11 protein-coding genes are annotated in these 14,233 nt (G+C 55.9%); 8 read left to right on the forward strand and 3 right to left on the reverse strand.

Translation table 11 applies throughout. From position 1 onward, the window contains the following. Positions 1-67: 67 nt before the first annotated feature. The 3 genes from ABF990_RS01775 to ABF990_RS01785 all read right to left on the reverse strand — a co-directional run bounded on the left by ABF990_RS01775 (position 68) and on the right by ABF990_RS01785 (position 3,478). Entirely contained in the window at positions 68-2,074 is a 2,007-nt protein-coding gene (locus tag ABF990_RS01775; protein WP_415499827.1) for a sensor histidine kinase, read from the reverse strand. A 27-nt stretch (positions 2,075-2,101) separates the two neighbouring features. Continuing rightward, positions 2,102-2,761, reverse strand: coding sequence for a response regulator (locus tag ABF990_RS01780; protein WP_415499826.1), 660 nt, complete (start codon positions 2,759-2,761; stop codon positions 2,102-2,104). A 231-nt stretch (positions 2,762-2,992) separates the two neighbouring features. Continuing rightward, positions 2,993-3,478, reverse strand: coding sequence for an Hcp family type VI secretion system effector (locus ABF990_RS01785; protein ID WP_415499825.1), 486 nt, complete (start codon positions 3,476-3,478; stop codon positions 2,993-2,995). A 594-nt stretch (positions 3,479-4,072) separates the two neighbouring features. On the opposite strand from ABF990_RS01785, the gene tssH reads away from it, so the two are divergent. The 8 genes from tssH to tssC (ABF990_RS01825) all read left to right on the forward strand — a co-directional run bounded on the left by tssH (position 4,073) and on the right by tssC (ABF990_RS01825) (position 14,221). Further along, positions 4,073-6,700 (forward strand): type VI secretion system ATPase TssH, encoded by a 2,628-nt coding sequence (gene tssH / locus ABF990_RS01790; protein ID WP_415500441.1) that lies wholly within the window; start codon positions 4,073-4,075, stop codon positions 6,698-6,700. 480 nt (positions 6,701-7,180) lie between these two features. Then, positions 7,181-7,885, forward strand: coding sequence for a hypothetical protein (locus tag ABF990_RS01795; RefSeq protein WP_415490152.1), 705 nt, complete (start codon positions 7,181-7,183; stop codon positions 7,883-7,885). Between the two features lie 265 nt (positions 7,886-8,150). Continuing rightward, positions 8,151-8,636 carry an Hcp family type VI secretion system effector gene (locus ABF990_RS01800; protein WP_415499825.1) on the forward strand — a complete coding sequence of 162 codons (486 nt, stop codon included), beginning with the start codon at positions 8,151-8,153 and terminating at the stop codon, positions 8,634-8,636. A 45-nt stretch (positions 8,637-8,681) separates the two neighbouring features. Beyond that, positions 8,682-9,350 carry a hypothetical protein gene (locus ABF990_RS01805; protein WP_415490153.1) on the forward strand — a complete coding sequence of 223 codons (669 nt, stop codon included), beginning with the start codon at positions 8,682-8,684 and terminating at the stop codon, positions 9,348-9,350. Between the two features lie 38 nt (positions 9,351-9,388). Next, positions 9,389-10,477 (forward strand): type VI secretion system protein TssA, encoded by a 1,089-nt coding sequence (gene tssA, locus ABF990_RS01810; protein ID WP_415490154.1) that lies wholly within the window; start codon positions 9,389-9,391, stop codon positions 10,475-10,477. Between the two features lie 86 nt (positions 10,478-10,563). After that, the gene (tssB, locus tag ABF990_RS01815) at positions 10,564-11,073 is read left to right on the forward strand and encodes a type VI secretion system contractile sheath small subunit (RefSeq protein ID WP_415490155.1); all 510 of its coding nucleotides are present in this window, start codon (positions 10,564-10,566) and stop codon (positions 11,071-11,073) included. 3 nt (positions 11,074-11,076) lie between these two features. Then, complete coding sequence (gene tssC / locus ABF990_RS01820) at positions 11,077-12,570, forward strand: type VI secretion system contractile sheath large subunit (protein ID WP_415490156.1); 1,494 nt, start codon at positions 11,077-11,079, stop codon at positions 12,568-12,570. Positions 12,571-12,631: 61 nt separating this feature from the next. After that, entirely contained in the window at positions 12,632-14,221 is a 1,590-nt protein-coding gene (gene tssC / locus ABF990_RS01825) for a type VI secretion system contractile sheath large subunit (RefSeq protein WP_415490157.1), read from the forward strand. Positions 14,222-14,233: the final 12 nt, after the last annotated feature.

A 14,233-nucleotide genomic window follows, 5' to 3' on the forward strand; every position in this document is an offset into this window, starting at 1 on the left:
GGGCGTGTACTTTTCGGGTGGGTTCATCAGGGGGCGTCAGCCAGGCCGGTTTTTCGATAAATAACGCTCAAAGGCGTTTCATGGCTGAAATCGACATTCCCGGCGAAAGCGTTGTAACGGCTCCGTCGGGCTGCTGGATAGGCATCCACAACGTAAAGCGGGTACCCTTGGCGAGAGCGGACCAATGTGCGCGGCTGTTTATGGCCTGCGCCCGCCAGCGGATATTATGCAGGCCACGCCCTCCCGCTGTCTGTTTGTTTGCCACAAATCCCTTGCCATTATCTTCGACGAAAATAACAACCGCCTGTCCATCCACAGTAGTGGCGACGCGGATCCGATCTGCCCCCGCGTGCTTGATGATATTGGCAATAACTTCCTGGAGAATGCGCAGAATATGCAGCGCAGCGGATGGCGTCAGCCACACCAGTGGTGGTACCGTCTTTACGGACCATTCCAGTGTCATGCCATGCGCCTGAAACCGCGGGGCAAGCCGGTAGCGCAGGTTGGCCAGCAGTACCAGAAGATCCGCATCGACCGATTCCAGGGAATCCACTGTAATTTTCAGGTCATACAGGCAGTCTTGCAATGTCTGACGCAGTACCGCGTGGGGCGTGTCTCCGTTTGTCATATGGATCGCGCCAGTCAGGGTCGACCCCAGGCCGTCATGCATATCGCGCATCAGGCGCTGGCGTTCGGCGCTTAAAAGGTCGCGTTGCTCGACCTGTCTGAGGCGTTCATAACTGTCGCGCAATGCGTTTTCCTGCGACTCAAAGCGCGACTGAAGCTGCCTGGCGGCCTGTTCGGCCGTCCGCATGCTATCTGCAAAGCGTTTGTAAAGCAGGTATAAACCGCTGAACAGGATCAGCGGTGCCAGATAGGGCACCACATCGACATGATCAATGCCGATACGATCATACGATAACGCGACATCGTGTATCAGCGCTGGCACCAGCATCAGATTAAAGATAATTGGTGCGAGACCTGCCAGCGCTCCACGATGCCACAGTCGAGCGGCCAACGATGGCAGCATGGAAAATGGAACGATACAGCAATAGATATAGAAACCGATCGAAAATATGGGTAGCCAGGCCTGCGGGCAGAGCACGGGTAATGTCATGACAGAACCTGCCGCGACACCGCCCAGCCATAGGCGTTTCAGCCAGAGCGACTTTACTTCCGCGATGGCGCTGCAGAATAGCCATGCCGTTGTTATCAGCCAGCATAAGGCGTTGACGCCCCCCCACGTGACCCACGGTTGGGGCATATACGTAAAACGCCCTCCCCCCAGAAAAAAGAGGGCATATATCGTATAAAAAATGCTCGCCGCACTCAGATACTGACAAGGGTGAGTAAGGTCGCGACCGCAGACAACAGACAGCACGATGCTGGCTGCAAGCAGGATTATGGCAGCCGCTCCGGGCAGAGCGTAAAGCAAGGCCCAGCGCATACGATAGCGCCACCGGAGTTCGTCGTAGGAACCGATCTGAGCCGGGGCAAGGGCCCCCTGCCCCCCGTCAGCCATATCCATGCGCAGTGTGACTACGGATGGACCGGAAAAAGGCAACTGTACCAGAAGCGGATACCCGGCCGCCTGTATAGCCCCCTGACTGGCATCATTCTTTTGCCCATACCAGACAAGCACGCCATTCTGGTACAGGCTCAGGCGGCCCTGCGCTTTCCAGGCAGGCAGATAGAACCCGGTTCGCGCAGGATCTTGGGCGTCCTGCACCTGTGGTGTGATCATGAAACGGTACCAGGTGGTTGTCCTTGACCTGGAAGCGTCCGAACCGGGAAAAGCCGGGGGAGAGAACCTGTCGGTATAGGGCAGCGCTATGGCTTCCCACGGGCCTGCAGGTCCTTCTGGTGCAATGTGCTCGGGCAGTGCTGTGTCGGACGTGTCCGAGATTACCTGCTTCAGAAAATCCGCCCGATAAAGCGCTTGATGCCATCCCATAAGGCCGGGCTGGGTAGGGGGTGGGTAGAGTAGCCAGGCCAGCAATACCATACCGCACAGGCAAAGCATGCCGACAATACGGAGCAGGAACACCTGCCGGGAACGTACCGCTGCTTGCATGACCTCACTTACTCGAAGATACGACAGTCAAGAATCCAGCCAGCCCTGACGGCGCGCCAGGGTTACGGCCTCCATCCTCGAACCAACTGAAAGTTTTTGATAAATGCGTCGGACATACGTGTGAACGGTATGTGTTGACACCCCAATTCGGCCTGCAATTTCTGCCTCTGTAAAGCCTTGGGACACATAGCGCAACACTTCAAGCTCACGCTCGGACAGGGAAGGCGCGATCCGTGCTGCGGGTACGGGCAGATGGTGGCGGAAACGGGAGAGCACCTGCCGGGCGATCATCGGGCTGATCGGGCTTCCCCCCCCATGGGATGTGCGAATGGCTTCCACCCTTTGCATCTGGTTGGCATCCTTCAGCAGATAACCCGCAGCCCCCAGCGCAATCGCGTCCATGACGTAGCTTTCGTCGCCAAATGTCGTGCTGATCAACACGGCGCAGGACGGCCATAACTCCACCGCCGCCTTAAGCACGTCAAGTCCCGAACCATCGGGCAGGCCGATATCAGCCAACAATACGTCTGCTGCCGCCCCCCGCAGCATGGTCAGTCCTTCAGCACGGCTGGTCGCAACCGAGTGCAGGATCATGTCTGGCTGTTCGTCGAGAGTTTTGCAGACGGCATCACGAAAAAGAGGGTCATCCTCTACAATCGCGACACGGATACAGTCAGAGTGTTCCATGGCCGTCCATTTTTTGTCTGGAATGTTGTGAACGTACATTCCGGGGTTTTCTTGAGCGAAACCGTACCGATATCCGATAATTCCCGCTTCCTGCGTGGCCGTGCGGGTGTAATCTTGCTGCCGTTGCCAGACGCAGGACAGGTCCCTGCCCTGTTGTCCGGACAAGACACAGACCCGGACAAAGCGGCGCCGCATCCCGGTAGCATGTTACCAGGATGCGGCAGTCAGCCTTCAGCTCAGCTTCTGCTGGCCCAGATCGTATGTGACGGGGAAAGGCGAGCCCTTGCTGCCATCGTCCTTGATCGGGGTGAACTTGGTTTCGATCTTGGTGAAGTTGAAGGAAATGCTCTCGCTGGGACGGTCACCGCCGCTGGAGAGGCTGTAGCCGCTGATCATGGTGTCGGTCAGCGTCACTTCCAGGTAGGAATCTGCACCTCCTTGATCGGTGCGCACGAAGGAAATGACAAGATTCGCCTTGCCGCCGCTGCTCAGTGCTTCCTTCAGCAGGCCGCCACTGGCATTGTCCTGGTTCTTCGTGACCGTAATTTCCGACACGCTGGGCGTGCTGGCTTCACGGTTGCCAGAGGCACCCGTAGGCGAGCCAATGCCGCGGCCCACACCCCACTGAAAGCTGTGGACCTCGATCTGGTCCTTGAAGCCGGCCGTGGTCACGTCACCCTTTACATCCGGGCTGCTGTATTTGATATAAATAGCCATCACTATTCTTCCTTATATAGAAAACAAAAACGATATCGATGCGATATCGGGAACCGTTAACAACATCCGGGATAGTCCCGTCCGAGGTGCCGACATCCGCAGGACTAAAACCGCCGCACGATTGCTGCGCAGCGCAGGGTATCGACCTGTTTTTTTCCCGCATCGGACATGACGGCAGAGAACCTCTATTCAGGTGGCAATACAGACGCTCATACGGAGCGAACCGCTTCCGGTGAAGCAGGACGGATCATGGCAGCTTCACTCCGGGCTGTATGTCCCCCAACCAAGGGACATCGGCCATTTTTTTATAAAAACATGATTATTTTTATATTGAGATATAAAAACCATAGAAAAAACAATTGGTTTTCTTATTTATAAACATGTCCTGGCAAGGCTGGCAGCCTTCGTGCGCGGAATGCATGAGGCTGATCGTACGATAAAAAGGCTCTTTGTCCCATGGTTGGGGGACATACAGCCTGCGCTTAAGATGTCATGGTCCGTGACATGCTATGGCGTCGGCGCATGTTAGGCGACGATCTTCGTGCTGCCGTTGCCTCTGTCTGACCTGGGCGACTTCGATGAAAGGATCACGCCTTGATCGCAATAGATTTGAAATCACTTGTCGCCCGACTGAATGATTCGTGCCGGAAAAACCTTGAAGCGGCTGCGGGCCTGACGCTGGCGCGTACGCATTACAATGTTGAGCTTGAACACTGGCTGCAAAAACTCTCCGACGCCACGGATACCGATATTTCATTCATTTTCCGCCACTACACTATCGATATGGGCCGTTTTCAGGCTGATCTGGGGCGTGCCTTCGACCAGATGCGCACGGGCAATTCCCGCGCACCGGGTCTGGCTCCGGATATTGTCGAAGCCATGAAACAGGCGTGGCTCATTGCCTCGATCGAGGACGCCGCGTCGCGTATCCGGTCCGGTCATTTGCTGCTGGCATTGCTGGCGGATGAAGCGCTTGGCCGCAGGATGCGTGATATTTCCCCGCAACTGCGCAACATCCCGGTCGATAACCTGCGACGTGATCTGGACGCTATTATAGCGACGAGCGTGGAAAGCGCTGGTGATGCCACTGGGGTGCAGGCGGAAGCCGGTGGCGCCCAGCCGCAGCTGCGCGGCGACGGCGCGCTGGAGCAGTTTACGCAGGATCTGACGGAACTGGCGCGCGCCGGGCGTATAGACCCCATTCTCGGCCGTGATGTCGAAATTCGTCAGGCAATCGATATTCTGGGGCGGCGGCGGCAGAACAACCCGATTTTGACGGGTGAACCGGGTGTGGGCAAAACCGCTGTGGTTGAGGGGCTGGCCCTGAAAATTGCCGTGGGCGATGTGCCGGAGTCCATGAAGGATGTCACGCTGCGCACGCTCGATCTGGCGCTTTTGCAGGCGGGCGCCGGGATGAAAGGCGAATTTGAGCAGAGGCTGAAATCGGTTATCGATGCTGTCAAATCCAGCCCGAAACCCATTATTCTGTTTATTGACGAGGCGCATACCCTTATTGGCGCTGGTGGGCAGGCCGGGCAGAATGACGCCGCCAACCTGCTGAAGCCAGCCCTCGCCCGTGGCGAACTGCGCACGATTGCGGCCACCACATGGGCCGAATACAAGAAGTATTTCGAGAAAGATGCTGCCCTGACCAGGCGTTTCCAGGTGGTCAAGGTGGAGGAACCGTCCGAGCCCATGGCCGTCGCCATGATACGGGGCCTGACTGGTACGCTGGAAAAGCACCATGGTGTGCGTATTCTGGATGAAGCCATTGTTGAGGCCGTGCGGCTATCCGCCCGGTTCATTCCCAGCCGCCAGTTGCCGGACAAGGCGATCAGTCTGATCGATACCGCCTGCGCACGTGTGGCCATGAGTCAGGCCACGACCCCGGCCGAAATCGAGGACAGGGAACGCCGTCTGGACCTGATCCAGACCGAGACGCACATCCTGACACGGGAAATGGCGGCAGGCGGCGCGCATGAAGCCCGGTTGCAGGAACTGGCGCATGATGCGGCAACGCTGAACCATGAACTGACATCCCTTTCCGCGCGTTTTGAACAGGAAAAAGAGCTGGCTACCCGTATTGCGCAGACACGGGCTGACATTGAAAATGCTCCGTTTGAAACAGATACCACGGCCCAGCGCGCGACGCTGGACGCCCTGCAGAATGAACTTTACGGTTTGCAGGGCGAAACACCGCTGATTTTCCCGGTTGTGGACGGTCAGGCTGTTGCCGCGATTATCGAAAACTGGACCGGTATTCCTGCGGGGCGTGTGCGTTCGAACGAAATTCGCACCGTTCTGAACCTTGAAGCAACAATGGCCGAACGCATCATCGGCCAGCCCCATGCGCTGGAGGCTGTGGCCCAGGCCATACGCACCAGCCGCGCGGGCCTTACCGATCCGCGCAAGCCGATTGGTGTGTTCATGATGGTGGGCACGTCGGGCACCGGCAAGACCGAAACCGCCCTGACACTGGCAAACCTGCTTTACGGAGGCGAGCAGAACCTTACCGTCATCAACATGACCGAGTTCAAGGAAGAACATAAGGTCTCGCTGCTGATGGGGAGCCCCCCTGGTTATGTCGGCTATGGCGAAGGTGGTATCCTGACCGAAGCGGTGCGTCGCAAACCGTATTCCGTCATTTTGCTGGACGAAATGGAAAAAGCCCATCCCGGCGTGCAGGACGTGTTTTTCCAGGTTTTCGACAAAGGCCACATGAAAGACGGCGAAGGCCGGGATATCGACTTCAAGAACACCGTGATTATCATGACTTCGAATGCAGGCACGGACCTGATCGAAAAACTGTTCGCAGACCCTGATACGGCACCGGATTCAATCCAGCTTGCCGAAGCCCTGCGACCGGAACTGATGAAATATTTTAAACCTGCCTTTCTGGGGCGCACGACGATTGTGCCGTATTTCCCGCTTTCGGACGCGGTCATTCGCGATATCGTAAAGTTACAATTCAAGAAAATAGGCGATCGTGTAAGAAATAATTATAAAGTAGACTTCCATTACGCGCCTGAACTGGTTGATGTCATCGCCGCCCGTTGCAAGGAATCGTCTTCCGGCGCACGCAATATCGAAAATATCCTCTCCCGTACTCTCCTGCCTGAACTGTCGGCAGAAATTCTGTCCTGTCTGGCTACGGGCACGGATATAACGACTGTGGCGGTTGATGTTGGGGAAGACGGTCATTTTTCCTATAAGCTGAACTGAAATATTTCCTTGCATAAGGTAATTGGAGCGTAATTCCACAAGAGCGTCACGGCCAAAGATATATTCTTTAACGCCGTGACTGCTCGTTTTTGGAAATCAGGCAATGCAACCCCCGACAAAAGTTAAATTGCCTGATAGTATAGACAGGCAGACAGCAGGGACATCCGGTTGTTTTTGCAATGGGCTGCTACAGCCAAATTGATCGTTACAAGGCCGGTCAGCAGGACAGCGTTTTCCGTCTGTTCTGTTAAAATGCTTCCGTTATTATAAAATAATGTGATCTGGTACATTATTTCAAACACATGGTTTGGCATGTGATGGATTTGTGCAGTCAACGTTCATGATATTCCATGGGTGATAAGACGCCGTTGGTGTAGTCAACCAGCTAAAGTCACGGTTAGAAAAAGCTTGGCTTATCGTGGAATATCTCCATCAGGATGACGAGAATACCCTTCCGTTCTGTCAAAGGAGTCTTTCAAAATGTCTACCCGGAGATTTCTCTCACTCTTCCTTCCTTCCAAGCCGAAAGTCATCAGCAGCCCGCCATCCGACATGACGCGCCGTGTGAAAAAGGCAAGGAACGAAACGGAAGATATTGGGGTAGTCAATTCAGTGCTGACCGATCCATTGATAAGAAATGCTTTTTTGAAATCGTCTATCAATCGTGGCGATCAAAAAACAGCTATATTTATTTTAATGATGCAGCAGTTCAAACAATTATATGACGGGCTCAGTCAGGTCAAAGCCTATTCTATTTACGATATATCGATCAGAATAAAAGAGAGTGATGTGTCAAAAACAAGCGCACACGCCTCGGCATCCCACGCCCAGTGGGGTAATAAAGGTACAAGCTATACTCCAACACCAAGTTATTTGCAGATCCAGTCGGAAGAAGGTCCATCTTATGATAGCTTTCTTTCCAATATCGCTATTTCAAAAGAGCAGAGCGTACAAATTGCACAATATTTACAGGACGGACGCATAAAAAATGCATTTGATGACGCGTATGCCACCCTGTGTACACAGTTGCTGCATAAGAAGACTGTCAAGGACTTTATAAACCAGATCGTAAGTGACAGTCGAAGCTTTACACCTCAAGGTAAGAGTGAAAGTTATATCACTCGGCTTGCGTCCGATCTAGAATCGGTGGGATTCAATACTAGGATAATGGGCCTATACTTTTAGTTATAAGCTGGTATTGAAAAAAAAAGATTAGAGCTGCCTTCAAATGTTATATTCCCTTGCAGATCGCCTACCGTCGAAATTGTTTCTTGAAACCGAAACAGTCGAGACGGGCCATTGCTTATGCCTTGCCGTCACCATTGTCCGGTCCATACAGTAAATAAATATGCGCCATGTCCCCCCTCTGGGGGACATACAGGCCCTTCCAAAACTGTCATGCTCTTCCTCAGACAGCACTGTGTTGCAGAAACCGCGAGGGGAAATGCATATGGCTATTTATATCAAATACAGCAGCCCGGATGTAAAGGGTGACGTGACCACGGCCGGCTTCAAGGACCAGATCGAGGTCCACAGCTTTCAGTGGGGTGTGGGCCGCGGCATTGGCTCGCCTACGGGTGCCTCTGGCAACCGTGAAGCCAGCACGCCCAGCGTGTCGGAAATTACGGTCACGAAGAACCAGGACAATGCCAGTGGCGGCCTGCTGAAGGAAGCACTGAGCAGCGGCGGCAAGGCGAATCTTGTCATTTCCTTCGTGCGCACCGATCAAGGAGGTGCAGATTCCTACCTGGAAGTGACGCTGACCGACACCATGATCAGCGGCTACAGCCTCTCCAGCGGCGGTGACCGTCCCAGCGAGAGCATTTCCTTCAACTTCACCAAGATCGAAACCAAGTTCACCCCGATCAAGGACGATGGCAGCAAGGGCTCGCCTTTCCCCGTCACATACGATCTGGGCCAGCAGAAACTGTCTTAAAACACATTATCTTTGTTCAAATCACGCAACATAGAGGAGGAAAATATGGCTGGAACCAATCCATTTGGAAAAGATTGGGCTGAAGGGGTGGGGCAAAAAGTTCATAGAGATAAGCGCGTCGAAAGCGACGCAGAAAAAGTGATCGGGGGTTATATAGGCAATCGGGATGCGAGGCATAAATTTATTATATATTGCACAAAACATAACTGTTTTGGAGATGGTCTTTTTGTACTCATGGTGCAGCAGTATAGAACCTCGTTTCCAAGCGTACGTCTTCGGCAAGCTCAGCTTATAACCACATGGTGTATCGAGCCTGCAATTGATGCACTCGCCTATTCGATTCCTGCCGATAATGCGACACCTGGGAGTTGGGAGGCTTATGCAACGGGGGCATCTGGCACGCAGTCGCAACTCGACTTAATCTCAAATGCAGTCAGAAATCATGGCGGTAGGCAGTTATCAGTTGAGTTGTTTGATTCCGTTCATCGTGCCGCATGTGAAGTTATATTCAAAGATCAGAATAGGGAAATGCAAGCCGAGAACATAGGTAAGAAAAAATGGCGTCCCGATATTCTAGGCAATATTCGGGGTTCTATCCGCTCGGTTATCACTCTTGGTGACCAAATGCCGTCAGCCATGAGCAGACTGATAAAGGAGAAAAAAAGGGATCTATCTGCCGCGGGATTTGCTCCGGAATCGATGGGTTTTTACTGAATAAATCATGACACGCGAAGCACAGGTGATCTCGGAATATGGATTTTAACGCCCTACTGTTGCCCATAAACGAACATTCTCCTGCAGGGGACGATGTCCGTTCTGATTACTCTCCGGCATCGCTGTACTACAAATTAAGAGATGCTAGGGCGGATGCGCGGGCAGCGGAACGAGCGGGGGACGCAAGCCCGGGTGATGCCATAGCACCGCCTGAATGGCGGGATGTTCAGAAAATTTCTTCGCAAATCCTTCTGGAAAAAGCCAAGGATCTCGAAGCGGCGGCATGGTTGGCCGAAAGCCTTGTGCGCAGCGACGGTCTGGCCGGGCTAACATTTGGCGCAAGCGTAATCCAAGGGCTAGTGGAGCGGTATTGGGACCACCTCTACCCCATGCCGGATGAAGACGGCATGGAAACCCGCGTGGCTCCCGTGACCGGGCTGAACGGTGAAGGGGGTGACGGCACATTGATTCAGCCCCTGCGTAAACTGGAACTGTTTAAAGACCGTAATGGCGAGCCGGTCATGCTGTTCCAGTACGAACAGTCCGCCGAACTGCAAACCATTGCGGACCCCAAGCGGCTTGAAGCACGTATAGAAGCCGGTGTAGTGCCGTACGAGACCATGACTGCGTCCGCCCGTGCCGCCCCGGCTGCGCATTATACCGCCATGATGACGGATTTGCAGGCAGCCAAGGCGGCGTGGCGTGGCATGGGGGATGCGCTGGAACGTGCTGCGGGGCCGGATGCTCCACCAACCAGCCGGGTGGCGGGTGTTCTCGATCAGATCGAGGATTTTCTGAACCGTTATGCTCCCGCTCCTTCCGGTGCGGAAGCGGGCGTGGACGTAGTGGCGGACGAAACAGTGGCGCAGACTTCGGCTGGGCAGGCAGCGCCTGTAGGCATTGCCGCCCCGCGCCCCCTTGTCACCCGCGAGGATGCGCTGTCGCGCCTTGCGGAAGTTGCCGAATTTTTCCGGCGGGCGGAGCCGCAGTCGCCTCTGGCTTACACGCTGGAAGAAGCTATCCGGCGTGGGCGGATGACGTGGCCCGAGCTTGTTGCCGAACTGGTCGAGGATGAACAGGCACGCAACAACCTGCTCATGCGTCTGGGACTGCCTGCCGCCTCGTGATTTGGGCGGCGGACATGCGGGGGCTTGCCCGTCAGGGCGTTGCTAACCGTTTTTCAAGATTCAAACGTTTTTGGGGAATGTAAAATATGAATAGTAGTGTTCACGGCAAGCTGAACCGGGTACGCAAGCCCCGGGTTCACATTTCCTACGATGTTGAGACGGCAGGTGCGGAAGTCGCCCGGGAATTGCCGTTTGTTGTCGGTGTCATGGGTGATTTTTCGGGCGATCCGGTGCAGCCGCTGCGTCCGATGGCTGAACGCAAGTTTGTCCAGATCGACCGCGACAATTTTGATGACATCATGGCGCGTATGGCCCCGGGTCTGAAGCTGAAGGTGGATAACACGCTGGCCAATGACGGTACATCCATGGCGGTGGACCTTGTGTTCCGGTCCATGGACGACTTTACCCCGTCGCGGATTGTCAACCAGGTGCCCGCGCTGAAAAACCTGCTGGAAACCCGCAACAAGCTGCGCGACCTGCTGAGCAAGGCCGACAGGTCTGAGGAACTGGAAAATCTTCTGGAACAGGTCCTGCAGAGCGAGAGTGAAATAAAGGCGCTCTCCGAACAGCTTGGCATGGACAAGAAGGAAGCCTGATCGATGTCAGAAACACAGAACCAGCCCCAGGCTGCCGCCACGACTGAAACAGCAACCGGCCTCAGCTTTCTGGACCAGGTGGTGTCGGCCACCAAGCAGACCGAACCCGATCATGCGCAGGACCTGGTACGTAACCTTGTCGAGCAGGCGCTGACCGGCACTGTAACGTTCGACAAGAACCTGACCCGGACGATTGAAAGCGCGATTGCCGCACTGGACAAGAAAATGTCCACGCAGCTTAACGCGATCATGCATGATCCGAAGTTTTCCAAGCTGGAAGGAAGCTGGCGTGGTCTGAACTATATGGTCATGAACACGGAAACCAGTCAGAACCTGAAAATCCGTGTTATCAACGCCACCAAGCGCGATCTGAACCGGGATCTGACCAAGGCTGTTGAGTTCGACCAGAGCCAGATTTTCAAGAAAATCTACGAAAACGAGTTCGGTACGCCAGGTGGTGAACCCTACGGCGCGCTGATCGGTGACTACGAATGGGTCAATCACCCCGATGATATCGAGACCTTGCGCCTGATGTCCAATGTGGCGGCGGCGTCGTTCGCACCGTTCATTTCCGCGGCCGGTGCGGGTATGTTCGGGTTCGACAGCTGGACGGAACTGACAAAGCCCCGTGATCTGTCAAAGATTTTCGAATCTGCTGAATATGCCAAGTGGCGGGGATTCCGCGAGACGGAGGATGCCCGTTTCGTATCGCTGGTCATGCCCCGTGTTCTGGCCCGCGTGCCTTATGGTGCCGCGACAAAACCGGTTGAAGACTTCGATTACGAGGAAGCACCTGTTTCAACCTCCGGTGCGTCCGAAGCGCTGAACCATGACAGTTACTGCTGGATGAATGCGGCTTACGCCATGGGCGTGCGCATGACGACTGCGTTTGCTGAATCCAATTTCTGCGTAACCATTCGTGGGGCAGAAGGCGGTGGCAAGGTCGATAACCTGCCTACGCATTTGTTCCAGTCCGATGATGGCGATATGGACGGCAAATGCCCGACCGAAGTCGGCATTACCGACCGGCGCGAATTCGAGCTGTCCAGCCAGGGCTTTCTGCCGCTCTGCCACTACAAGAATACGGATTATGCGGTCTTCTTCGGTGCGCAGACGGTGCAGAAACCCAAAAAATACGACCGAGCGGACGCTACGGCCAATGCTGCCATTTCTGCCCGTCTGCCGTATATCATGGCATCCAGCCGTTTCGCCCATTACCTGAAGGTGATGGCGCGCGACAAGATCGGCAGCTTCATGGAAGTCAATGAGTGCGAACGCTGGCTGAACCGCTGGATCACGAATTATGTCTCTGACAACCCTGATGCGGGGGCCGAAACCAAGGCCAAATACCCGCTGCGCGAAGCCCGGGTGGAGGTAAAGGAAATTCCGGGCAAGCCGGGCTCCTACAACGCTGTCGCTCATCTGCGCCCGTGGTTGCAGATGGAGGAACTGACCACCAGCATGCGCATGGTGGCCCGTGTTCCCAAGCAGGGCTGAACACTACCCTGCCGGATGCCACCCTTTTTAGGGTGGCATCCCACGCGAAAAGAAGGATGACATGAGCAGCCACGACGACGATCCCGATGCAACCGTTATCAGACGCCCGGCCGCTCCTGCTGCCGTGGATGACGATGCCCGTCAGGATAACCCCAGCCAGCCCCCCTTGCGTGATGCCGTCCTGTCCGGCGCCTTTTTCGGCGCCGGACAGGAGGACAACGCGCGGCGTATGGCCGTCATGCTGACCAGAGCGGAATGCATTCTCGAACCATGGTTCGGGCCACAGGCCGCGGACCTGCCGGCCGATAGCAGCCTGCTGGCTGCCCGCATAGAACGTGATATCGTAACGCTCGACCGCATGATTGCGCGCCAGTTGGACGCGATCATGCACCACCCGCGCCTGCGCCGGCTGGAAGGATCGTGGCGGGCGCTGGACTGGCTGGCGGTTTCCCTCCCTTTGAGCGGACGCGTCAAGCTGCGGGTTCTCGATCTGACCTGGCATGAGGTCTGCCGCGATCTGGAGCGTGCGGCGGCTTTCGACCAGAGCCATCTTTTTCGCCAAATCTACGAGCAGGAATTTGGCATTGCCGGTGGCGAGCCATTCGGTCTGCTGGTAGCCGATTACGAAATCCGGCATAGGCCGGGGCCCGGCGCACCAACAGACGATATTTCGGCCCTGATGGCATTATCGGAAGTGGCCGCGGCAGCCTTTGCCCCTCTTGCGATCGGCGCGTCCCCTGCCCTGTTCGGGGTCGATGAGTTCGATGCGCTCAGCGGTGTGCCTGATCCGGCTGCGGTCATGGCGGCGGCGGATTACCAGCGGTGGAAGAAACTGCGTACCCAGGCTGACACCCGTTTTCTGGCCGTGACGTTGCCGCGCGTGACCATGCGCCGTCCCTGGACCGAAACGCTGCATCATGCGCGGGGTTTTCGCTACCGGGAGGCGCGCGGCACGGCGGATAGCCGGGTGTGGAGTACCGCTGGCTACCTGGTGGCGGCCTGCGTTATCCGTGCGTTCGAGACATATTCCTGGCCGGCGGACATGCGCGGTTACGACATGGACCGCGAAGGCGGTGGCGTGATCGATACGCTGGCCCAGCCATTGGCTTCGGTCGACCCACCCGAAGGTGCGGGGCGTCCGGCACTGGACCTGATCCTGACGGACCGCCAGGAACGCGCGCTGGTTGCGGCAGGTTTTATGCCGGTTTCGGCCCTTCCCTTCGGGGGGGAGTTGCTGATCAGCACGGCGCGCAGCCTGCAACTGCCGGATATGGGTTATGCCGGTCCCGACAGGACGGATGCTGTGGCCAACAGCCGGCTTTCAGCCCAGTTCAACTCCATTCTCTGCGTGTCGCGTTTTTCGCATTACCTCAAGGTCATGGGGCGCGACATGACCGGCGCGTTCATGACCGCGAACGAAATCCAGGATCGCCTGCGCCGCTGGCTTGCGCGCTACACGACAGCAAACCCCGGCAGCATGGAAACACTGGCGCAGTATCCGCTGCGGCAGGCCGAGGTCTCGGTGTCCGACGATCTGGCCAGACCGGGTGTTTTTTCCTGCGTCATTCACCTCGAGCCGCATTTTCAGCTTGACGATGTGGCCGTCACGTTCCGGCTGATGACCGAACTGTCCGCCCCGGGGCGGGGCTGATCCCCTCACCAC

The organism is Acetobacter sp., assembly GCF_047723915.1.
In the GTDB taxonomy this organism is placed as follows: domain Bacteria; phylum Pseudomonadota; class Alphaproteobacteria; order Acetobacterales; family Acetobacteraceae; genus Acetobacter.